This is a genomic window from Atribacterota bacterium (assembly GCA_039638595.1).
In the GTDB taxonomy this organism is placed as follows: Bacteria; Atribacterota; Atribacteria; order Atribacterales; family Caldatribacteriaceae; genus Profundicultor; species Profundicultor thermophilus.
In genome coordinates this window covers 24,359-46,138 of record JBDIWM010000004.1, presented here as the reverse complement: position 1 = coordinate 46,138, position 21,780 = coordinate 24,359, and the positions used below count along the sequence as shown (strand labels likewise).

19 protein-coding genes are annotated in these 21,780 nt (G+C 47.4%); all 19 read left to right on the top strand.

Annotation, left to right across the window (positions count from 1 at the left end):
• Positions 1 to 3: 3 nt before the first annotated feature.
• The 19 genes from ileS (at position 4) to mreC (ending at position 21,772) form a co-directional block, all read left to right on the top strand.
• Positions 4 to 3,159 (top strand): isoleucine--tRNA ligase, encoded by a 3,156-nt coding sequence (gene ileS / locus ABDK92_02075; GenBank protein ID MEN3185411.1) that lies wholly within the window; start codon positions 4 to 6, stop codon positions 3,157 to 3,159.
• Complete coding sequence (locus ABDK92_02070) at positions 3,156 to 4,532, top strand: LysM peptidoglycan-binding domain-containing protein (GenBank protein MEN3185410.1); 1,377 nt, start codon at positions 3,156 to 3,158, stop codon at positions 4,530 to 4,532. Before ileS ends, ABDK92_02070 begins: the two co-directional genes overlap by 4 nt.
• A gap of 3 nt (positions 4,533 to 4,535) precedes the next feature.
• Positions 4,536 to 5,087: an HDIG domain-containing metalloprotein gene (locus ABDK92_02065; protein ID MEN3185409.1), complete on the top strand. Its 552-nt coding sequence runs from the start codon at positions 4,536 to 4,538 to the stop codon at positions 5,085 to 5,087.
• Positions 5,088 to 5,191: 104 nt separating this feature from the next.
• Positions 5,192 to 5,626 (top strand): Hsp20/alpha crystallin family protein, encoded by a 435-nt coding sequence (locus ABDK92_02060; protein ID MEN3185408.1) that lies wholly within the window; start codon positions 5,192 to 5,194, stop codon positions 5,624 to 5,626.
• Positions 5,627 to 5,674: 48 nt separating this feature from the next.
• Positions 5,675 to 6,727, top strand: a complete 1,053-nt coding sequence (locus ABDK92_02055; GenBank protein ID MEN3185407.1) for a DnaJ C-terminal domain-containing protein — start codon at positions 5,675 to 5,677, stop codon at positions 6,725 to 6,727.
• A gap of 13 nt (positions 6,728 to 6,740) precedes the next feature.
• On the top strand, positions 6,741 to 7,043 hold the full coding sequence (locus ABDK92_02050) for a MerR family transcriptional regulator (GenBank protein MEN3185406.1): 303 nt from the start codon (positions 6,741 to 6,743) through the stop codon (positions 7,041 to 7,043).
• Positions 7,033 to 9,465, top strand: coding sequence for an AAA family ATPase (locus tag ABDK92_02045; protein MEN3185405.1), 2,433 nt, complete (start codon positions 7,033 to 7,035; stop codon positions 9,463 to 9,465). Before ABDK92_02050 ends, ABDK92_02045 begins: the two co-directional genes overlap by 11 nt.
• 97 nt (positions 9,466 to 9,562) lie before the next feature.
• A complete protein-coding gene (nuoE, locus tag ABDK92_02040; protein ID MEN3185404.1) occupies positions 9,563 to 10,051 on the top strand; it encodes an NADH-quinone oxidoreductase subunit NuoE in 489 nt (162 codons plus the stop codon).
• A gap of 1 nt (position 10,052) precedes the next feature.
• A complete protein-coding gene (locus tag ABDK92_02035; protein MEN3185403.1) occupies positions 10,053 to 10,604 on the top strand; it encodes an ATP-binding protein in 552 nt (183 codons plus the stop codon).
• Entirely contained in the window at positions 10,594 to 10,968 is a 375-nt protein-coding gene (locus ABDK92_02030; protein ID MEN3185402.1) for a (2Fe-2S) ferredoxin domain-containing protein, read from the top strand. The genes ABDK92_02035 and ABDK92_02030 overlap by 11 nt, the downstream gene beginning before the upstream one ends.
• Positions 10,969 to 10,983: 15 nt before the next feature.
• A complete protein-coding gene (gene nuoF / locus ABDK92_02025; GenBank protein ID MEN3185401.1) occupies positions 10,984 to 14,070 on the top strand; it encodes an NADH-quinone oxidoreductase subunit NuoF in 3,087 nt (1,028 codons plus the stop codon).
• Positions 14,067 to 14,534 carry an NADH-quinone oxidoreductase subunit NuoE gene (gene nuoE / locus ABDK92_02020; protein MEN3185400.1) on the top strand — a complete coding sequence of 156 codons (468 nt, stop codon included), beginning with the start codon at positions 14,067 to 14,069 and terminating at the stop codon, positions 14,532 to 14,534. Before nuoF (ABDK92_02025) ends, nuoE (ABDK92_02020) begins: the two co-directional genes overlap by 4 nt.
• Before the next feature lie 12 nt (positions 14,535 to 14,546).
• Entirely contained in the window at positions 14,547 to 16,181 is a 1,635-nt protein-coding gene (gene nuoF, locus ABDK92_02015; GenBank protein ID MEN3185399.1) for an NADH-quinone oxidoreductase subunit NuoF, read from the top strand.
• Positions 16,182 to 16,220: 39 nt separating this feature from the next.
• Positions 16,221 to 17,987, top strand: coding sequence for an NADH-dependent [FeFe] hydrogenase, group A6 (locus tag ABDK92_02010; protein ID MEN3185398.1), 1,767 nt, complete (start codon positions 16,221 to 16,223; stop codon positions 17,985 to 17,987).
• A 43-nt stretch (positions 17,988 to 18,030) separates the two neighbouring features.
• Entirely contained in the window at positions 18,031 to 18,450 is a 420-nt protein-coding gene (locus tag ABDK92_02005) for a hypothetical protein (protein MEN3185397.1), read from the top strand.
• Complete coding sequence (gene amrA, locus ABDK92_02000) at positions 18,443 to 18,997, top strand: AmmeMemoRadiSam system protein A (protein MEN3185396.1); 555 nt, start codon at positions 18,443 to 18,445, stop codon at positions 18,995 to 18,997. Before ABDK92_02005 ends, amrA begins: the two co-directional genes overlap by 8 nt.
• 2 nt (positions 18,998 to 18,999) lie before the next feature.
• The gene (amrS, locus tag ABDK92_01995; GenBank protein ID MEN3185395.1) at positions 19,000 to 19,998 is read left to right on the top strand and encodes an AmmeMemoRadiSam system radical SAM enzyme; all 999 of its coding nucleotides are present in this window, start codon (positions 19,000 to 19,002) and stop codon (positions 19,996 to 19,998) included.
• A gap of 83 nt (positions 19,999 to 20,081) precedes the next feature.
• Positions 20,082 to 20,978 carry an FAD:protein FMN transferase gene (locus ABDK92_01990; protein MEN3185394.1) on the top strand — a complete coding sequence of 299 codons (897 nt, stop codon included), beginning with the start codon at positions 20,082 to 20,084 and terminating at the stop codon, positions 20,976 to 20,978.
• Positions 20,975 to 21,772 (top strand): rod shape-determining protein MreC, encoded by a 798-nt coding sequence (mreC, locus tag ABDK92_01985; GenBank protein MEN3185393.1) that lies wholly within the window; start codon positions 20,975 to 20,977, stop codon positions 21,770 to 21,772. The genes ABDK92_01990 and mreC overlap by 4 nt, the downstream gene beginning before the upstream one ends.
• The last annotated feature ends 8 nt before the right edge of the window (positions 21,773 to 21,780 follow it).

The window sequence follows — 21,780 nt, the reverse complement described above, 5'->3', positions numbered from 1 at the left end:
ATAGTGTTTGAGACGCTGGGTAAGCTCTCCGAATTGCCGAAAAAAGAGGAGAATATTCTTCAATTTTGGAAGGAAAACGCTATTTTTGAGAGGAGTGTCAAAGCAAGAGAGGGTTCCCCTTCCTTTATTTTTTATGAAGGTCCTCCGACCACCAATGGTTACCCACATGCTGGCCATGTCATTGGAAGGAGTATCAAAGATCTGGTGCCTCGGTACAAAACGATGTGTGGCTATTACGTTCCTCGTCGAGCAGGGTGGGACACCCATGGACTTCCGGTAGAACTTGAGGTAGAAAAAGAACTGGGAATTTCGGGAAAGAAAGATATTGAAGCGTACGGGGTAGAAAATTTTAACGCAAAATGTAAGGAAAGTGTCTTCAAGTATATTCGGGCATGGGAACGCTTGACCGAGCGGCTGGGTATATGGATGGACCTCGAACATCCCTATATTACCTGTAGCAACGACTACATCGAGACAGTTTGGTGGATGTTAAAATCTCTGTGGGAAAAAGATTTGCTCTATCAGGGATATAAAGTGTTGCCTTATTGTGCTCGCTGTGGGACTTCGTTGTCGAGCCACGAAGTGGCTCTGGGCTACAGGGAGACCGATGACCCGGCAATTTATGTGAAGTTTCGAATAAAAGGTGAAGCCAAGCGGTTTTTCTTGGTTTGGACTACCACTCCCTGGACTCTGGTGGCGAATGTCGCCTTAGCTGTTGGGGAGCACATTGAATATTTGGAAATAGAAGATAAGCGAAGCAAAGAGCGTTTCATTTTAGCTAAGGCACGGGTTCCGGTTTTGTTTGATGAGGATGATTACACCGTGGTCCGAACATATCGAGGGGAAGAACTGTTGGGCATGGAGTATGAACCACTCATGCCATTTTTGTTGGCTGAAAATGGATATCGAGTCTTTTCCGGAGAATTTGTGACTGTGGAAGAAGGAACCGGGGTTGTCCATATCGCGCCAGCTTTTGGTGAGGACGATATGCAGATGGCCCAGAAATATGGTCTCTCGGTTCTCCATCCAGTGGGAAGTGATGGGCGGTATGATGAGCGTGTCACTCCCTGGAAAGGAATGTGGGTGAAAGATGCGGATCCGCTGATCATCAGGTATCTCTCCGAAGAGGGGAAGCTCTTTCTTCAGGAGACCCACCATCACTCATACCCCTTTTGCTGGCGATGTGATACGCCTTTGCTCTATTATGCAAAGGGAAGCTGGTTTATCCGTACCACGGCCTTTAAGGAAGCCCTTTTAGAGAATAATCGTCGAATTTACTGGTATCCAGGACATATCCGTGATGGTCGTTTTGGGGATTTTCTGGAAAATGTGGTTGACTGGGCACTCTCTCGCGAGCGGTACTGGGGAACACCGCTCAACATTTGGGAGTGCGCACAGTGTGGTCGGCGGGAAGCCATTGGCTCCATCGAGGAGCTGAAAATGCGAGCTCTGGAAAACATCGACGAAATCGAGCTTCACCGTCCGTATGTGGACCGGATCACCATGGAATGTACTTCCTGTGGGGGAATCATGCGAAGAGTTTCCGAGGTGATTGACTGCTGGTTTGATTCTGGAGCCATGTTTGCGGCACAACTCCACTATCCTTTTGAACACCGGGAGAACTTTTTCAAAAATTTCCCAGCCGATTTCATTTGTGAAGCCATCGACCAGACCAGAGGATGGTTTTACAGTTTGCACGTTCTGGCTACCATCCTTTTCGAAAGCCCTGCTTATCGAAATTGTCTGGTCACCGAACTGGGTCTTGATGAAAAAGGACAGAAGATGAGTAAACACGTTGGTAACGTGGTGAATCCCTGGGATCTCATCGAGCATTACGGGGCGGATGTGTTGCGGTGGTACGTGTTCTCTGTTTCTCCTCCCTGGGTACCCAAGCGTTTTGGCCAGGTTACCTTAGGGGAGGTGTACGGGAAATTTTTTGACACCTTATGGAATGTGAGCAATTTCTTCATTCTCTACGCCAATATCGATCACTTTACGCCCACCTTGAATCTTTCCTTTGCCGAACGGCATCTTTTTGACCGATGGCTTCTTTCCCGTTTTCATCAACTGGTGAGGGATGTTCGAAATTTTTTGGATGATTTTGAGATTTCAAAGGCTGCCAAAGTTGTTGAGTATTTTGTGATTGAAGAATTGAGTAATTGGTACATTCGCCGTTCTCGCCGACGCTTCTGGAAATCAGCATGGGACGAAGAGAAGAAAAGTGCCTATGAGACGCTTTACCAAGTTCTAGTAGGGCTTTCCAAATTGTGTGCTCCGTTTATCCCCTTTGTTTCTGAAATCCTGTACGGAGTTTTGGTCAAACCATTCCACTATGGAAAAGAGAGCGTGCATCTTGAAGAGTACCCTGAGCCGGACGAACATCAAATCGATGCAGTGTTACTCCGAGCGATGGAATTAGCCCGCAAACTGGCTGCTCTGGGACGAGCTGTTCGGAGCAAGGCGAACATTAAGTTACGGCAACCCCTAAAGAAGGCCATTCTAGTGGTGCCAAGGGAAGAGGAACGGGAGCTTGTCTTACCCCTGGCAGAGTTCATTCAGGAAGAATTAAATGTCAAAGAGCTGGAGTGGGTGACCCATCTTCCGGAAAGTATCGACATTGAGCTAAAACCTCGTTTTGCTCTTTTGGGTCCTCGTTATGGAAAAAAGGTGAAAGAAATCGCCCGGCTTTTGGGTACATGTGACCAAGAGAAAAGCAGAACTCTTTTAGAGGAAGGACACTTGACAGTCGCTCTGAATGGGGAGGAAATGGTCTTTGATAAGGAGGAAGTGGACATTATCCTCCGATCGAAAGAAGGTTTCTCGATTGAAAGCGAAGAGGGATATGCAGTGATCCTCGATATCAAGCTCAATCGGGAGCTCGAGGAAGAGGGAATCATACGAGATTTTATTCATACCGTTCAAATGATGCGTAAAGAAAGTGGTTTCGAGGTTGAGGACCGGGTTGAACTCTATTTGCTTGCCGGTACCGACCCGGAATTCAAGGATATCCTTATGAAATATCAACCTCTGGTCCAGAATGAGGTCCTGGCGGAAGCAATCATTTTTCAGGAAATGGCAACATGGTCAGGTATTGAACAGGTGAAGGACTTTCAGCTGGACGGCAAGCGAATCATCTTTGCTTTAAGGAGGCGGTCATGAGGGTAAAGGGACGGAAAATTATTTTTGGGACTGTTCTGATAATCGTTTTTTTCTGTGGGGGAACTTTTTTTGCCTGGGGAGCAACGTACCATGTAGTGCAACCAGGGGAGAATCCCTGGATCATTGCTCGTCGTTATCAGGTTCCACTCTCAAAGCTCCTTCAGATGAATGGCCTGTCGAAAGAGAGCGTTTTACAACCAGGAATGAAAATTCTGGTAAATCAGGATGAGGAAAATCCTTCGAGTCAAAGCTTTAGTGGATACTATGAGGTTAAGAAGGGCGACACACTTTGGAGTATTGCGCGAAAATTGAACACCTCGGTACGGGCGATTATGGAAGTCAACGGTCTGGAGGAAAATGCTGTCCTCCAAATAGGGCAGAAAATTCTTTTGCCTACTGCCTTGACTGCCCCTATGCAACAAAACGAAACTTCGACGACCATCGTCCACATTGTCAAACAGGGAGAATCACTGTGGTTGATTTCTCGTTTCTATGGTGTCGGCATCAAGTCAATCATGGATGCCAATGGGTTGAATGAACACAGTGTCCTACAGGTGGGAATGAAGCTCGCCATACCGGGAATTGCGGTAAGCAGGGTTACCTCAAGTACTCCAGAAGTTTCAAGGGGGAGCGCTACGCAGTATGCAACATATTGCATTCAACCAGGTGACACCCTCTGGGTACTCGCCCGTCGGTTCCAGGTTTCGGTGAGCACTTTGGCAGAGGCCAATGGTCTTACCGAAAAGAGTATTTTAAGGGTTGGTCAAACCATCAAAATTCCCTCTTCGGACGGGCGGGTGTTGGCTTCTGGTTCTGCGGAGAACTATGAGATCTACCGTATTCAACCAGGAGACACACTCTGGAGCCTTTCCCGCCGTTTCCGCATTGCGGTTGATGTTTTGGCAAAGGCCAATGGTCTTAACCAAAAGAGTGTGCTCCGGGTTGGTCAGGCAATTAAAATCCCATCATCGCTACCACGGCAGTATGTAAAGGTTGATGGGCAGGGAAATTTTCTATGGCCGGTTCGAGGAAGAATTTCCTCTACGTTTGGACCGAGGGGTAGGAGCTTCCACAATGGGGTTGATATTATTGCTCCATCGGGAACCCTGATCCGGGCTGCTCAGAGTGGTGTGGTGTCTTTCAGCGGGACGATGCGGGGATATGGACGTATTGTGATTGTTGACCACCCTGGAGGGTGGCAAACCGTTTATGCTCATAACTCGGTAAATTTGGTTACCAGGGGGCAAAGGGTGAATCAGGGGGATCCGATTGCCAAAGTGGGCCGGACTGGAAATGCCACCACTGCTCATCTTCATTTTGAGGTAAGAAGGAATGGGAAATGTATGGATCCTCTGCAATTTTTGAGAAAATAAGATATGGAAAGAAACGAAGCCTGGGAGTTTCTAAGACGACATCTGCGTGCCCCCAATCTCGTGAAACACAGCTTGGCTTGCGAAGCGATTATGCGAGCCTTGGCTTTGTTTTTTGGTGAAAACGAAAAGGAATGGGGTCTCGCTGGCCTTCTCCACGACATTGATTACGAAGAGACAAAGGATCATCCAGAACAGCATGGCCTTCTTGGAGCACAGTACTTAGAGGAAGCTGGTTTTCCTTTTTGCATTGTCAGTGCCGTTCGTTCTCACAACGAAATGACTGGATTTAAGCCCCAGTTAAAAATGGAGATTGCGCTCTTTGCCGTTGACCCAGCGAGCGGTTTTATCGTGGCTTGTGCTTTGGTTCACAGAGAACGTAAGTTAGGAAAGCTTGACCTTCCTTTTTTGCTTTCTCGTTTTAAGGAAAAGAGTTTTGCCCGAGGAGCTTCAAGGGACCAAATCAAGGCATGTACGCAGCTTGAGCTTCCCTTGGAGGATTTCCTCAGTATTTCTCTGCAAGCCATGCAAAAGATTGCCCAGGACCTAGGGTTATAGTTTGCTCGCTTTTTGACGATTATTGACAAAATCAGCAGAAGCCTTTATAATCTCTTTGAAATGTCAAAGAAGGTAAAAAAGTAAAAAAGGGGGTTGCATGAATAATGGTTATTCCACGATGGAATCCATGGAAAGAATTGGCTGAGTTTCAGGAAGGCGTTATTCGAGCTCTGGAGGATAAATTTCCTTTTGGAGAGGAAAAGAGGGAATCGGGAGAATGGCTTCCACGAGTCGATGTGGTGGAAATGGAAAAGGAAATCGTGCTCTATTTTGATCTACCGGGGATAGACCAGAAAGAAGTTGAGGTGACTATTTCTGAAGATCGTCTAACGGTAAGTGGAGAACGAAAACCTGGAGAAACTCAGGGAAGTTTTTTGAGACGGGAACGAACTTTTGGTCCTTTTCGTCGCTCCTTTTCTCTGAGAATGCCTATTGACGTTGAGCGGGTTGTTGCTGCTTACAAAAATGGTGTTTTGGAGATTCATTTGCCGAAGTTTGAAGAAGGGAAAGTAAGAAAGATTCTTGTTCAGGAAGGGTAGAGGAAGAAAGGGGTGGGGTCTTCCACCCCTTTGGGGCGGTGGTAAGATATGGAATTTAAAGATTATTATCAGATCCTCGGAGTGGGACGTAACGCCACTGAGCAGGAGATCAAGCGAGCATACCGCAAGTTGGCACGTCGGTATCATCCGGATCTCAACCCGGGAAACAAAGAGGCGGAGCAAAAATTCAAGGAGATAAACGAGGCCTATGAAGTACTCAGCGACCCGGAGAAAAAACGGCGTTACGATGAACTCGGAGCGGCCTGGAGCAGTTATGGACGAGAAAATACCGAAGAATTCTGGCGGGATTTTTACCGAAAATATGGTGCTGGTGCGTCGAACCAGTACACCACGTATGAATCTGGTTTTGATCTTGGTGGCTTTAGTGATTTCTTTAAAGCTTTTTTTGGAGATCTCTGGCAGGGGACTTCCCGTCGCACAACTTCTCACTTTAGTTTCTCCCAGGAGCCTGAGAGAAAGACCTCTCGAAAGGGTTCTGTCGAAGTGAACGCGGAGGTGGAAATTTCTCTTGAGGAGAGTTTTCGAGGAACTACCCGCAGTATTCGGATCGAATACGGGGAGATTTGTTCTCGGTGTGGTGGTACGGGCAAAACTGGTGTTCAGGAGGTCTGTCGAGCTTGCGAAGGGAGTGGCGTGCAGAAACGTTCCAAGGTCGTCAGCGTCAACATCCCTCCCGGAGTGAGTGATAATATGCGCCTGCGTATTCCGGGAATGGTTGGTGGGAAAGACGTTTATCTTTTAGTACGGGTGAAACCGCATGCATTCTTTGGTCGGGATGGGGATAACCTTACTTTGGAAGTTCCTGTAACCGTGACTGAAGCAGCTCTGGGTACTGAGATTGAAATTCCGACTCTCGGGGGGAGGATTAAAATGCGTGTCCCACCTGAAACGCAGAATGGCACGGTTTTCCGTTTAAAAGGACTGGGTTTCCCGAAACTGAAAGGAGAGGGTAGAGGAGATTTGTTGGTTAAGGTTCAGGTGGTCATTCCTAAGGGATTGACAGAAAGAGAAAAAAGACTTTTGGAAGAGTTTTCAATGCTTCGGAAGGAAAACCCTCGCCAGCATCTTTTGAGTGCTTGAAGAGGTGTATGGTATGGAAAGTAAAAAAGAGTACTTTACCATCAGGATGGTTTCTGAAATGACGAAAATCCACCCGCAGACTCTACGTTATTATGAAAAAGCTGGACTTTTAAAGCCTGAGCGTGGTAAAGGTGGTATGCGATTGTATAAACGGGAAGACATAGAGACGGTGATCAAAATTAAGACTTTGACGCAAGACATGGGAGTCAACCTGGCGGGGGTGGAAGTGATTTTTAAATTGACTGAGCAACTCGAGGCACTTCGAGTGGAAAATAGGGCTCTTTTACATCAGGAGGAGAAAAAAGATGAAATTTGAACAATTTACCGAAAAAGCCAAGGAGGCTGTCTCTCTGGCTCAGGATATTATCATAGAGTACCATCATAACCAGCTGGATGTGGAACATTTGCTTTTGGCTCTTTTGCGTCAACCGGAGGGTCTGGCTTCTCAGATTCTGAGTCGCTGTGGGGTGAGTCCTGATGTGGTCAAAGGAGAGCTGGAAAAAGCCCTAAAGCGATTTCCTCAAGTCTACTATCAGGGGACGCAGGAAATCCAGATTTATCTTACTCCTCGGGCAAAGTCAGTCCTGGATGGTGCTGAAGAGGAAGCCAAGAGGCTAAAAGATACCTATGTTGGAGTGGAGCACCTTTTTATTGCCATTGTGCGGGAAGAAGATGGAGCAAGTTATCGGATTTTACGTTCGTTTGGTATCGATGTGGAGAAAGTGTACCGGGCTCTACAAGAAATCCGGGGACAGAGGAGAGTCGATGATCCTTACGCTGAAGGAAAATACATGGCTCTGGAGAAGTACGGAAGGGATCTCACTAAGATTGCCAGGGAAGGGAAACTTGACCCGGTCATTGGGCGGGATACAGAAATTCGAAGGGTCATTCAGATTCTGAGCCGCCGGACCAAAAATAATCCGGTACTTATTGGGGATCCCGGGGTTGGTAAAACAGCTATTGTTGAGGGTCTGGCACAGAGGATTGTTCAGGGTGAGGTGCCGGAAAATTTGAAAAACAAGAAGCTTGTGGCTCTGGATATGGGAGCAATTTTGGCGGGTGCCAAATTTCGAGGAGAGTTCGAGGAGCGATTGAAGGCGGTCTTGGAGGAGGTACAGAAATCCGCAGGACAGGTCATTCTCTTTATCGATGAGTTGCATACTGTGGTTGGTGCCGGGGCAGCTGAGGGAGCTATTGATGCAGCGAACCTTCTGAAGCCAGCTTTGGCTCGGGGGGAACTGCGCTGTATTGGTGCGACCACCCTTGATGAGTACCGGAAGTATATTGAGAAGGACCCGGCTTTGGAAAGGCGGTTTCAACCGGTTTTTGTGAATGAACCGACCGTTCAGGAGACACAGGAAATTTTGCATGGCTTACGGGATAAGTATGAAGCACATCACCGGGTGAAAATTAGCGATGAAGCGATTCAGGCAGCCTGTGAATTATCGAGTAAATATATTACAGATCGTTTTCTTCCCGACAAGGCTATCGATCTCATGGACGAGGCGGCCAGCAAGAAACGGATGGAAGTGGAGAGCGTTCCTCTTGAGCTTCGGGAGATGGAAAGAAGGCTTCAGGAGTTAGCCAAGGAAGGAATGGCTGCGGTCCAGGCCCAGCAATATGAAAAAGCAGCACTGCTTCGCGATGAAGCGGAAACCCTGCAAAAGAAATATCAGGAAGAAAAAGAGCAATGGATGCGTCAGAGAAAAATCAGCGAAGTGGTAACTGGGGAAGACATCGCCGAGGTTGTCTCTCACTGGACGGGTATTCCAGTTACGAAGCTTTTGGGAGAGGAGAGGGAGAAACTCCTCCGCATGGAGGAAGAACTCCATCGTCGACTCATCAACCAGGAGGAGGCAGTTCACGCCGTTTCGGAAGCCATTCGTCGTTCTCGAGCCGGTATTGGTGAAGGTAAGCGGCCCATTGGTTCGTTTCTTTTCTTAGGCCCGACCGGGGTAGGCAAAACGGAGCTTGCCAAATCTCTGGCTGAATTCCTTTTTGGTGACGAGGATGCCATTTTGCGGATTGATATGTCAGAGTACATGGAGAAACACTCTGTGTCTCGTCTCATCGGCGCGCCCCCCGGATACGTAGGATATGAGGAGGGAGGGCAGTTGACCGAAGTAGTGCGAAGAAGGCCGTATCAGGTAATTCTGTTCGATGAAATTGAAAAAGCGCATCCCGATGTTTTCAACATCCTGCTTCAGGTTCTGGATGACGGTCGTCTGACAGACGGGCAGGGGCGAACGGTGGACTTTAAAAATACCGTTATCATTATGACTTCAAATCTTGGGAGTCGTTATTTCCGTGGCGTTACGCCTCAGGATAAGGAGGAGGTTGAAAGGGCAAAAAGAAAAGTTTTAGAAGAAGTCCAGCTTCATCTCAAGCCAGAGTTTATTAACCGGATTGATGAAATTATCGTTTTCCTTCCTCTGGGTCAAGAAGAGATTAAAAAGATTGTCGACCTTTTCGTCGCACGCTTACGAAACAGATTAAACGAGCAGCGCATGGACATTGTCCTGAGTGAAGAGGTGAGGGAGTATCTAGCAGAAAGAGGGTATGACCCCGATTTTGGTGCACGGCCTTTGAAAAGGCTCATTCAGCGAGAAATTGAAAGCCCGCTTTCCGGAGAACTCATTAAAGGAACTTTCCAGGCAGGAGATTGCATCGAGGTATACTTTGAAGGAGAAAAAATCGCCTTTCGTCGGGTAGTGAGGGAAGAATCTCCTATCCGTTAATAAAACTGTTTAATTTATTCCGGGCTTCTTCGTTGAGTTACTGGGATCGATGGTTTATAATACTTGTAAAAATATATCTTTTGGGAGGAGATGGGTAATGTTTCAAGCAGTCACCGAAGAAAGCATTTCTCCCCAGCAAGAAGAAGCCCTGGAAAGGATTTTTCGAGAGTATGCAGGAAAAAAGGGAGCGCTTATTCAGGTTTTGCACGCTGTTCAGAATGTTTTAGGTTACCTTCCGCGGGCGACATTGAAGAGAGTAGCTCAAGTTCTGGATATTCCCCTCAGCGAAATATACGGGGTGGTTACCTTTTATCATTTTTTCTCCATGAAGCCGCGGGGTAAACACGTGATTCAGGTCTGCTTAGGAACGGCCTGCTATGTTCGGGGAGGACAGGCCATACTGGACAGGTTGAGGAAAGATCTTGAGGTGGATATTGGTTCGATTACAAGCGATGGCCTGTATTCTCTCGAGGTCATGCGATGTGCTGGAGCTTGTGGGTTGGCACCGGTGGTAAGGATTGACAACGATGTCCATAAAAGGGTGAGTCCTTCACAGATTATGGACATTGTGAAGAGTTACGCCTGACATGAAGGAGCTTGCGCTCCACCTTTTGGATTTAGTAGAGAATTCCGTCCGGGCTCGGGCCAGTAAGATTGTACTTTCTATCGTTGAACGGATTTCAGAAAACCTTTTGGAAATCATCGTTCAGGACAATGGGGAAGGAATGGATGAAAAAACGCTGCAAAAAATTCAGGATCCCTTTTTTTCGGGACAAAAAAAGAAGGTGGGGCTGGGAGTGCCGCTTTTTGCTCAGGTTGTGGAGCAGTGCGGGGGAAAGATAGAAATATCTTCCAAACAGGGTCAGGGGACCTTGGTGAAGGCAATAGTGCCACGAACCCACATTGATCTGCCTCCTTTAGGGAATATTCCCGAAACCATGGCACTTCTTATTGTATCTCATCCCGAGATTGAATGGGATTTGCAACATCTGGTTGATGGGCGGGGGTGGTCTTTTAACAGTAAAGAATTGGTATCGGGAATGGATGAGAATGAAGTGCGTTTGATGTACCCCCATCTGAGGGAGTGGTTTCAAAGTCAAGAAGATCAATTACGGGAGGGAACTTCTCATGAGAATTGAAAGCATTGAAGATTTGAAAAAAATTAGAGAAGAAGCCAAGAAAAAAGCAATGCTTCGGGAAGGGCAGTCTGAGTATAAGGTCACGGTGTATATGGGTACCTGTGGAATTGCCGCAGGTGCTCGACAGGTTATGGCAGCGCTTCTCGATGAGATTGCCAAAAGAAACCTGGCCAATGTCTTGGTAACCCAGGCCGGCTGTATTGGGCTCTGCGATCGGGAACCTCTGGTAGGAATAGAGAAGGGTGATGAAAAAGTTCTCTATGGTGATTTGACTGCTGAGAAGGTTCGTCAGATTGTAGCGTCGCACCTGGTTAACGGACAAATTGTTGGCGACTGGGTGGTCCACGCAGAGAGACGGTCATAGTAGGGGGGTGGGGTCATGGCTGAAATAGAAAGGAGTCAGATTTTACTCTGTGCCGGCGCTGCCTGTATTTCTTCTGGAGCTTTAAAAGTTAAAGAAGCTCTGGAACGAGAAATACAGAAGCACGGACTTGAGTCTGAAATCCGTTTGATAGAGACTGGTTGCGTAGGTCCCTGTAACCTTGGACCACTGGCCATTATCTATCCCGAGGGTGTATTTTATCAGAAGTTGACACCTGAAGATGCATCTACCGTAGTTGAGGAACACCTTTTGAAAGGGAGGGTGGTTGAGCGCCTGCTATACCAACCTCCTACTGAGGAGCGGAAGAAGTTTTTACGGGAAATCCCTTTCTTTGAGAAACAGGTGAAGATTGCACTCCGCAACAGCGGCTTTATTGATCCCCTGAATATCGAGGATTACATTGCCCGAGATGGGTATATGGCTCTGGCTAAGGTCCTCACCGAGATGACCCCAGAAGAGGTTATCGAGGAAATTAAGAGGTCAGGCTTACGGGGTCGGGGAGGAGCCGGGTTCCCGACTGGTCTTAAGTGGGAATTTACCCGCCGTTCCGAGGGGATGGAAAAATTCGTAATTTGTAACGCTGATGAGGGTGATCCAGGTGCGTTTATGGACCGGAGCATTCTGGAGGGGGATCCACATTCAGTTCTGGAAGCAATGGCTATTGCTGGATATGCTATTGGTGCAAAACAAGGATATATCTATGTACGCGCTGAATACCCCCTGGCAGTGGAACGATTGCATCATGCCATCGAGCAAGCGCGGGAGTACGGTCTTCTGGGTAAAAATATCATGGGTTTGGGTTTTGATTTCGATATCGAAATTCGCATTGGAGCAGGAGCTTTTGTCTGTGGAGAAGAAACTGCGCTCATTGCTTCCATAGAAGGGAAACGTGGTATGCCTCGCCCCAAACCTCCTTTTCCTGCCCAGAGTGGTCTTTGGGAAAAGCCAACGGTGATTAATAATGTTGAAACATACGCCAACATTCCCCCCGTTATTTTGCACGGTGCAGAGTGGTTCAGTAGCATTGGAACTGAAAAGAGCAAGGGAACCAAAGTGTTTGCCCTGGCAGGTGATGTGAACAATACCGGTCTTGTAGAAGTGCCGATGGGTATCAGTTTAGGGGAGATCATCTATGACCTGGGCGGAGGAGTCCGGGGTGGGAAACGGCTGAAAGCAGTTCAAATCGGTGGTCCCTCTGGAGGGTGCATCCCGATCCAGTACCTGAATGTAAAGATTGATTATGATTCACTCAAGGAACTTGGAGCCATCATGGGTTCGGGTGGTCTCATTGTAATGGATGAGGACACCTGCATGGTGGACCTTGCCCGTTTCTTTTTGGAGTTTGTTCAGGATGAATCTTGTGGAAAGTGTACCCCCTGTCGTATTGGTACTAAAAGAATGCTGGAGATTTTGAATCGTATTGTGACTGGTGAGGGCAAGGAAGGTGATATTGAGCTTCTGGAAGACCTGGCCAAACAGATTAAAGCCAGTGCGCTTTGTGGTTTAGGGCAAACTGCACCAAACCCGGTTTTGAGTACTTTGCGTTATTTCCGTGAGGAGTATGAAGCGCACATTCGGGAACAGAAGTGCCCGGCGGTGGTTTGTCGAGCGATGTTCCAGGCTCCTTGCCAGCATGCCTGTCCTTTGGGTATTGATATTCCAGCATATGTTTCTTTAGTCAAGAACGGTGATTATATTGGGGCTCTCCGGGTTATTAGGGAAGATAACCCTCTCCCATCTGTGTGTGGTCGAGTGTGTCACCGGCCCTGCGAGAGCAAATGTCGAAGAGGACAACTGGATGAACCGGTGGCAATTGATGATATTAAGCGCTTTGTGGCTGACTATGCGCGACGGAACAAAATTGCCCTCCCGATAGTGATGGAGAGAAAGCGTGATGAGTCAGTAGCTGTAGTTGGTTCTGGTCCTGCTGGCTTGACCTGTGCTTACTATTTGGCCCGGTTCGGATACTCGGTAACTGTTTTTGAAGCACTTCCGGTAGCTGGGGGGATGCTTGCGGCTGGTATTCCTGCATATCGTCTGCCTCGAGAAGCTCTGGAATACGATCTGAAACAGATTCAAGCTATGGGTGTGAAGATTGAGTGTAACAAGGCCTTAGGTCGTGATTTTACCCTTGCAGAGCTTCAAGAGAAGTTTGACGCGGTATTTCTGGGTATTGGTGCATGGAAGAGTTTACCACTTGGTATTCCTGGAGAGAACTTGGAAGGTGTCATTCCAGCGCTTGAATTTTTACGACACATTAACTTAGGTGGAACCATCAATGTACCTCGAAAGGCGGTAGTCGTGGGTGGGGGGAACGCCGCTATGGATGCAGCAAGAACCCTTCTTCGTATGGGGGCTCTTGAAGTGAATGTGGTGTATCGCCGTACAAGAGGTGAAATGCCAGCGATTCCTGAAGAAATCGACGACGCCGAAAAAGAAGGAATTATTTTCCACTTCCTGATGGCACCTCTTGAAGTGGTGGGAGAAGATGGCAAAGTAAAGGGTTTACGTTTACAGCGCATGCGTTTAGGAGAATTTGACCGAAGTGGAAGGCGGAAACCTATTCCCATCGAGGGAGGAGAGTTATTCTTAGAGTGTGACATGGTTGCGGTGGCCATTGGGCAAAAACCAGATTTGGAGGGATTTGCACAGGGGTTGCAATTGGATTATCAGGGAAATATTGCTGTAAGTCCTTATACTCTGGCTTCTTCGCTCCCGAAAGTGTTTGCTGGAGGAGATGCCATTGGTGGAGAGGCGACCGTGGTTTATGCGATGTCTCTGGGGAAGAAGGCTGCTTTTAGCATTCACCAGTATCTCCGAGCACAAAAACAGGAGGAGTTAGGAACCGTGATTCAGCCGGAGCAACCCCGAATCATTGAGGAACCGCCAGTCGTTAAAGAAATGCCTCGGGTGCAGGTTTCTGAGGTTCCAGTTCGTGAGCGAATTTGTAATTTCTCTGAAGTGAAGATTTGTTTGAGTGAAGATGATGTTCGGTACGAAGCTGAGCGTTGTCTGCGATGTGATCTAGAGAAAATTCTCAAGAAACAGGAGGAGCCTGTCCTTGTTGAGGAGGGAACTGAATGATGGAAGAGAATTTATATCGGGATATCGAAGAAATTATAGAGAAATATAAAGGAGAAGCGACGCCTCTGCTCAGTATTTTGCAGGAAGTGCAGGAAAAGTTTCACTACCTTCCGCGGAATGTTTTGGGGTACATCGCAAAGAAAATGGACATTCCTTCAAGTACGGTGTATGGAGTAGCAACATTTTACTCGTTTCTTGAGACCAATCCAGTAGGAGAGTATGTCATCAGAGTGTGTAAGAGTACCCCCTGCCATGTTCAAGGGGCCTTCAATGTGTTACAGGTACTCAAGCGAGAATTGGGCCTCAAGGAGGGCGAGACCAGTAAAGACGGAAAGTTTACCTTAGAAGTGACGAGTTGCCTGGGAGTGTGCGGTGTTGCGCCGGCGATGATGATTAACGATGTCACGTATGGTAATCTGAACGATGAGAGAGTGAGAGAGATTTTAGCTCTCTACAGACGGTGAGGGGGTTATACCATGTTTTATCGTGCCCATGTATTAGTAGAGATGACCAGCTCTTCGGTCGCTTTTGGAGCGGCCCAAGTAAAGGAAGCATTCGAAAAGGAAATCGAGAAAGCGGGTTTAGGAAAAGAGGTCAAGGTTCTGGAAACTGGGAGTTTCGGAGCCGCCTTACCTTCTCCTTTTGTGGTGATTTATCCGGACAACGTGGTGTACGCGCCATTGCGGGTGCAGGATGTTCGTCGGGTGGTCGAAGAGCACCTCTTAAAGGGGAGAATTGTCAAAGATCTCATGGTCTGTGGGGGAATGGAAAGCGGTACAACTGAGTTCGTATGCCCGTTCCCTTTGGCTAAGGAAACTCGAGTGGTGTTGCGAAACAGTGGTCTTATTGATCCCCTAAACATCGAGGATTACATTGCCCGAGATGGGTATATGGCTCTGGCTAAGGTCCTCACCGAGATGACCCCGGAAGAGGTTATTGAGGTGGTCAAGCGATCGAATCTCCTGGGTCGAGGTGGTGCTGGGTTCCCTACTGGTCTTAAGTGGGAATTTACATATAAGGCGGAAGGGAAAGAAAAATACGTGGTGTGTAATGCCGATGAGGGAGAACCGGGTACGTTTAAGGATCGATTGATTCTGGAGGGGGATCCACATTCAATTCTTGAAGCGATGGCCATTGCTGGATACAGCGTAGGAGCTCGGGAAGGATACATTTATGTGAGGGCTGAGTATCCCCAAAGTATCCGGCATTTGGAAGAAGCAATCAGGCAGGCGGAAGAGTACGGTTTTCTGGGAGAAAACATTTTAGGAAGCCAGTTTTCCTTCCGGGTGAAGATTCGCAAAGGAGCTGGCGCCTATGTTTGTGGTGAGGAGACAGCTCTTCTTGAGTCCATCGAAGGAAAGCGAGGAGAACCCCGAGTAAAGCCTCCCTACCCACCCCAAAAAGGTCTCTGGGGGAAGCCGACGGTTATTGATAACGTTGAAACTCTGGCTAACATCCCTCCCATCATTGTGCGAGGACCGGAGTGGTTCAAAAGTATTGGAACTCCTACCTGTCCGGGTACTAAGGTCTTCACCCTTACTGGGAATGTCAACAATCTGGGATTGATTGAAGTACCTATGGGTATTACATTGCGAGAACTGGTATTTGAAATTGGAGGCGGTGTGCGGGGTGGTCATGGCTTAAAACTGGTTCAGACTGGGGGTCCCTCTGGTGGAACTATGACTCCGGATCTCCTCGATGTGCCGATGACCTTCGATACGCTTCCCAAGTACAACTCTGCTCTTGGTTCTGGGGCACTGACGGTGATTGACGATACCCACTGTATTGTGGATGTGGTGAAGAGTTTCGGAGAATTCTTCCTGCATGAATCTTGTGGGAAATGTACCCCTTGCCGTATTGGCAATAAGCGCATTGTGGAAATTCTGGAAAAAATTAGCGAAGGCAAAGGGACAGTCGGTCATTTAGAAGAACTCCGACACCTTGGAAGAAATATGAAAATGACCGCGTTCTGTGGTTTGGGACAGGCTGCGCCCAATCCACTGTTGCGGTGTCTGGAATTTTTCCGGGAAGAATTTGAAGTTCATGTGAAAGAGAAGTTTTGTCCAGCGGGGGTTTGCCAGTTGAAGTCTTCCCGGCGGACAGTTCGTTAGAGACGTTTCTTGAAAAAGTTAGCTAAGGAGTGAGGGAAAATGGCTAAGACACTAAAAGAAATGGAAAAGGTGCAGGAAAAAGCGAGATTAGTCACGATTTATCTTGATGGGAAGGAAGCGAGGGTTCCCGAAGGAATTACGATTCTTGAAGCCTGCCGAATGGAAGGTTTTCATGTACCAACACTCTGCTATATGGAAGGATTGAGCCCTTGGGGGGGGTGTCGGATCTGTGTGGTGGAGGTAGAGGGTCAGCCAAACCTGGTGGCTTCCTGTGTTACCCCGGTCAGAGAAGGCATGAAAATCAGATTGTCTTCGAAAGCAGTTCGAGAGGCTAGAAAGACGAACCTTGAGCTTTTGCTCTCCAATCACCCCCTTGATTGTCAGCTGTGTGACCGGAATGGATTCTGTGAATTGCAGGAATTGGCGTACGAGCTTGGTGTGCGCGAAATCCGTTTCCAAGGAGAGCGCAAAATCTATGATGTGGATTTGAGCAGCCCCTCGGTGAAAAGAGATGCCAACCGATGTATTCTTTGTGGTCGATGTGTGAGAACCTGTCGAGAAGTTCAGAGTGTATGTGCTATCGATTTTGCTGAAAGGGGTTTTGATACCTTTATCAGCCCTTCCCTTGGTCTTCCTTTGGGGGAAAGTGTCTGTATTAACTGTGGTCAATGCATCCTGGCCTGCCCAACCGGGGCACTATCGGAAGTGAGTCACGTGGAGATGGTCTGGGATGCCATTGAAGATCCCAGTAAATTTGTGGTTTTGCAAACCGCTCCCGCGGTTCGAGTCAGCATTGGCGAGCCTTTTGGTCTTCCTGCAGGAACCATTACCACCGGGAAAATGGTAGCTGCCTTCCGTCGTTTAGGATTTGATCGGGTTTTTGACACAAACTTTACTGCCGACTTAACGATTATTGAGGAGGGTCATGAATTCATTGGTCGGGTGAAAAAAGGTGGCAAATTGCCCTTGATCACCTCCTGTAGCCCAGGGTGGATTAAGTTTATGGAACACTTTTATCCGGAATTGATGGAGCATGTTTCCACTTGTAAATCACCACAACAAATGTTCGGAGCAGTAACCAAGACTTACTATGCTCAAAAGATAGGGATTGACCCCAAAGATATGGTGGTGGTTTCCATCATGCCGTGCACAGCAAAGAAGTTTGAATGTCAGCGGGATGAGATGTGTGCCAGTGGTTATCAGGATGTGGATTTCTCGCTGACTACTCGAGAGGCAGCCAGGATGTTGAAGGAAAAAGGAATTCGACTGGAAGAGATGCCGGAAGAGGATTTCGATGATCCGCTGGGGATTTCCACTGGTGCGGCAGCTGTTTTTGGTGCTACAGGTGGGGTCATGGAAGCAGCCTTGCGGTCTGTTTACGAAATCTTAACCGGGAAAACCTTGGAGAAACTCGATTTTTACCAGGTGCGTGGTCTTGACGGTGTGAAAGAAGCTTCTCTGGAGATTAACGGGATGGAAGTGAATGTTGCGGTAGCCCATGGTCTGGGGAATGCCCGTCGGCTTCTTGACCAGGTTAAAGCTGGTCAAAGCAAATACCATTTTATTGAAATTATGGCCTGTCCAGGTGGTTGTATTGGTGGTGGTGGACAACCCATTCCCACGGATCTTGAAATCAGAATGAAAAGGATAGCAGCAATTTATGAAGTCGATAAAAATCTTCCGATGCGGAAATCGCACGAAAATCCGGCGATCAAAAAGCTGTATGAAGAGTTTTTGGGTGAACCGAACGGTGAGAAGGCCCATCACCTCCTGCACACTCATTATGTACTTCGCGAGAAAATGTAAGTAAGAGGAGTGCCCCCCTTCCAAGGAAGGGGGGCTTTGGACTATGAAAAAAACGCAGTTTTTTTTGGCCGTTGATCCGGGAAAAGAAAAAGTAGGTATGGCGGTTCTTTCTGAAGAAGGAAAAATAAAGTGGATGGGGATTGTGAGTGTTACCGGTTTCCAGCGGGAAATTGAAGGGCTTCGGTCTCGATTTTCTTTCCAAAAAGCGGTGCTGGGGGCAAGTACTGGTAAAGAACGGATTATTAAAATCCTCCAAGAATTGGGTTTGGAAATAATGCTCGTGGACGAACGGTATAGTTCTGAAGAAGCTCGAGAACTTTACTTTAAGGAGTCTTTTCCTTCTTTTTGGAGAAAAATTCTACCACTTTCTTTCCTGTTTCCCCGTCGTCCGTATGACGATTGGCAAGCGGTGGTTATTGGTCGAAGGTACCTGAAAAATCAGGGGGATACAGCGCTTGAGTAGCGAGAGGGATTGGAAAAGTATAGCTCAGGAGATTATTTCTTTGGCTCGTGGGGCTATTGAGTATTATCTTAAGACGGGCGATTATCTTTCTGTGCCGTCTTCTCTTTCTCCAACGCTTTTGAGCATGAAGAGTGGTGTATTTGTCTCTCTCAAGAAAGGAAAATCGCTTCGTGGGTGTATTGGTACGTTTCTCCCTCAAAGGGAAAATTTGGCTCAGGAAATTATCTATAACGCTGTGAGTGCTGCGTTTTCTGACCCCCGCTTTCCACCGGTGCAACATTCAGAGTTGCCGGAAATCACCATTTCGGTCGATGTGCTTTCTCCCCTGGAATTGGTACACGATACGAGATCGCTTGATCCTCGGAAATATGGGGTGCTCGTGGAAAGTGGTTGGAAAAGAGGATTGCTTCTGCCGGACCTTGAGGGGGTTGATACGGTGGAGGAACAGCTCCGCATTGCGACGGGGAAAGCCGGGATCAGGCCTCGCGAACCGGTAATCATATACCGTTTTACAGTGGAACGATTCACGGAAGAAAAGAGTGGATAGCGGTGCGAAAAGCCAGATTTTGGGAAAGGATTGAAAAAACGAACCAAGTTCAGTGTCTGCTTTGTCCCCATCACTGTCTTCTTGCGGAAGACCAGGTTGGAATTTGCCGGGTACGGCAAAATCAGGGTGGAATTCTCTATGCTCAGACTTACGGGAAAATTGCTGCGCTAGCCTTGGACCCAGTGGAGAAGAAACCACTTTATCATTTCTATCCTGGTTCCAATATTCTCTCCATAGGGAGTGTGGGGTGCAATCTGCGCTGTATCTTCTGCCAGAACTGGCATATTTCTCAAGCGAGTTTTCAAGATTTTCCTTTACAGGATGTGTCTGGGGAAGAACTCGTGGGAATGGCCATAAATAAAGGTTCTGTGGGCATTGCCTATACCTATAATGAGCCGCTCGTTTCCTGGGAGTTCGTTTATGACACCGCTTTTTTGGCTCGGGAGAAAAAAATCAAAAATGTTCTGGTAACCAATGGGTACATTGAAAAAGAACCCCTCCAGGAACTCTTGCCTCTTATTGATGCTGCTAATATTGATTTGAAGTCTATGGATGAAATATTCTATCAGCGTTACTGTGGAGGAAAACTTTCTGTGGTGCTTTCGACCATTGAAATGGCTTTTCATGCCGGTGTGCATGTGGAAATCACCAATCTCCTTGTTCCGTCTTTGAATGATCAGCTGGAACTGGTAGAGAGGCTGGTGGACTGGATTGCCCGGCTCTCTCCTTCTATTCCTCTTCATTTTTCCCGTTGTTTTCCGGCATACCGTTTCGATTCCCCTCCTACTTCGCTCTCGGTGCTGGAAAGGGCCTTTGCGGTGGCTAAAAGAAAGCTTCATTTCGTATATTTAGGGAATGTTCATGATACCGAAAGGAGTTCTACTTTTTGCCCCTCCTGTGGAAGGCTTTTGGTCAAGCGAAGTGGTTACCAAGTAAACGTTGTCGGCTTAAAGGGGAAACGTTGTCAATTTTGTCAGACCAGCCTTTATTTTTGCAATTGAAAAAGAGAACGATTATTTATTTTTTTGTTTTTTTAGCGTTTTTCCTGGTCACGGCTTTTTTTTATCGCTCTGCAGGGATGACTATGGATCATTATACCTTTTTTGGCCTTGATACCATAATTGAGGTTACTCTTCCTCACCGGTATTCTTCCTTAAAAAAGGATATTGAACGTACCATCACCCATTTTGATTACCTCTGGAACCGGTTTTCTCCGGAAAGCGTAGTATGGAAGATAAACCATACGAAATCCTGTGAGGTGGATGCCGATACGTTGGATATTTTGGAGAAAGCCGTACGACTTTCTCGGGATACAGGGGGTTTTTTTTGTCCTTTGATTGCTCCAATTCTTGACCTGTGGGGGTTCTCTGGCAGTCCTCGGGTTCCAGAAAAAGAGGAGGTACAAGAAGTGGTACAGGAAATTGTAAAGAGTGATCTTATTATTGAAGGGCAAAGAGTTTCTCTACGGGGCAAGGGCCAACTGGATCTTGGAGGGATTGCCAAAGGGTATGTGGTGGATACCCTGATTTCGCTGTTAAAAGGTAAAGGGGTACCTAAGGCGCTGATTAATGCTGGGGGGCAAGTCTTCGGTTTTGGTGCGGAGTGGAAGGTGGGTATCTTTAACCCAGTTACCGGTAAGTTAGCAGGATATATTATAATTGAAAATGGATCAGTTTCCACGTCGGGTGATTATTTTCGATTTTTTGAACGAGGTGGGGTTCGGTATCATCACGTGATCAATCCTTTCACTGGTTATCCGGAAGATGACTTTCGAAGTGTTACCGTTGTTGCACCAAGTGGAGTTTTAGCGGATGTGCTTTCCACGGCCATCTTGGCTGGTGGTCATGAGGCTCTTTTGCTGGTGCAGGAGCAATTTGGAGATGTGGCTGTTCTCACCATTGATGCAAAAGGAGAATTATTCGCTTTGGGAAGTATGAAAAAGAACTTTGTTTCCCTGTCCGAAGAAGAGGTGCAACCTTGAAGTTCAAGAAGACTGTTTTTCTCGTGGTTTTAGTGGCAATCGGTTTCCAGGTACTCCTTTTTGCTTTGCGGAAACCAGATGAGGGTTTAGGGGGAAGACTGCGGGGGATTGCAGTACCATTCTATCGGGGTGGTGTATTTCTGGGAAAAATGGTTGAAAGAAGAATGGCTGAGTTAAGAGATAAGAGGCGGTTGATCGAAGAGAATGAGCGATTAAGGGAAGAACTGGGGGTTTTCTCGAGTGAAAATGCGCTTTTGCGAGGAGAGTTGGAAAAGTTGCGCATGGAAATAGAGGCCAGCAGACTCGAAAAGGAGGTTGGTTTTGAAGTAGTCCCTGCCCAGGTTATTGGAAGAGACCCTTATGATTGGTTGGGGAAAGCAGTAATCGATCGGGGAGAAAAGGATGGGGTTGCAAAAGGTATGATAGTGGTGACATACCAGGGGATGGTTGGCAAAATTGAAGCAGTCTATGATTCATATTCGGTGGTTCGACTTCTTTTAAGCCCCTTTTTGGCCGTAGGGGTTCTGGTACAGCGAACAAAGGATCTGGGAGTTGCTGTTGGCGATGGTAATGGTCTCTGTGTTATTAAGTATATCTACCGCGCTTCCAGCTTGCAGAGAGGTGACCTGGTGGTCACTTCAGGTTTAGGTCCTGGAACTCCCCGGGGAATTGTGGTGGGCAGAATAGTGGAAGTGAGGGAAGAAGAGGGAAGCTTGTTTAAGGAAGCAATCCTGCAACCAAGTTGTGATTTTTCAATTTTAGATCGGGTGCTGGTGATTAAAAGTGCCGCATGAAGAGACAG

What these genes read in the sequence shown, in the direction of transcription:
- ABDK92_02070 (MEN3185410.1), top strand. Translation starts at nt 3,156, where the DNA reads ATGAGGGTAAAGGGACGGAAAATTATTTTTGGGACTGTTCTGATAATC.
- ABDK92_02065 (MEN3185409.1), top strand. Translation starts at nt 4,536, where the DNA reads ATGGAAAGAAACGAAGCCTGGGAGTTTCTAAGACGACATCTGCGTGCC.
- ABDK92_02060 (MEN3185408.1), top strand. Translation starts at nt 5,192, where the DNA reads ATGGTTATTCCACGATGGAATCCATGGAAAGAATTGGCTGAGTTTCAG.
- ABDK92_02055 (MEN3185407.1), top strand. Translation starts at nt 5,675, where the DNA reads ATGGAATTTAAAGATTATTATCAGATCCTCGGAGTGGGACGTAACGCC.
- ABDK92_02050 (MEN3185406.1), top strand. Translation starts at nt 6,741, where the DNA reads ATGGAAAGTAAAAAAGAGTACTTTACCATCAGGATGGTTTCTGAAATG.
- ABDK92_02045 (MEN3185405.1), top strand. Translation starts at nt 7,033, where the DNA reads ATGAAATTTGAACAATTTACCGAAAAAGCCAAGGAGGCTGTCTCTCTG.
- nuoE (MEN3185404.1), top strand. Translation starts at nt 9,563, where the DNA reads ATGTTTCAAGCAGTCACCGAAGAAAGCATTTCTCCCCAGCAAGAAGAA.
- ABDK92_02035 (MEN3185403.1), top strand. Translation starts at nt 10,053, where the DNA reads ATGAAGGAGCTTGCGCTCCACCTTTTGGATTTAGTAGAGAATTCCGTC.
- ABDK92_02030 (MEN3185402.1), top strand. Translation starts at nt 10,594, where the DNA reads ATGAGAATTGAAAGCATTGAAGATTTGAAAAAAATTAGAGAAGAAGCC.
- nuoF (MEN3185401.1), top strand. Translation starts at nt 10,984, where the DNA reads ATGGCTGAAATAGAAAGGAGTCAGATTTTACTCTGTGCCGGCGCTGCC.
- nuoE (MEN3185400.1), top strand. Translation starts at nt 14,067, where the DNA reads ATGATGGAAGAGAATTTATATCGGGATATCGAAGAAATTATAGAGAAA.
- nuoF (MEN3185399.1), top strand. Translation starts at nt 14,547, where the DNA reads ATGTTTTATCGTGCCCATGTATTAGTAGAGATGACCAGCTCTTCGGTC.
- ABDK92_02010 (MEN3185398.1), top strand. Translation starts at nt 16,221, where the DNA reads ATGGCTAAGACACTAAAAGAAATGGAAAAGGTGCAGGAAAAAGCGAGA.
- ABDK92_02005 (MEN3185397.1), top strand. Translation starts at nt 18,031, where the DNA reads ATGAAAAAAACGCAGTTTTTTTTGGCCGTTGATCCGGGAAAAGAAAAA.
- ABDK92_01990 (MEN3185394.1), top strand. Translation starts at nt 20,082, where the DNA reads ATGGATCATTATACCTTTTTTGGCCTTGATACCATAATTGAGGTTACT.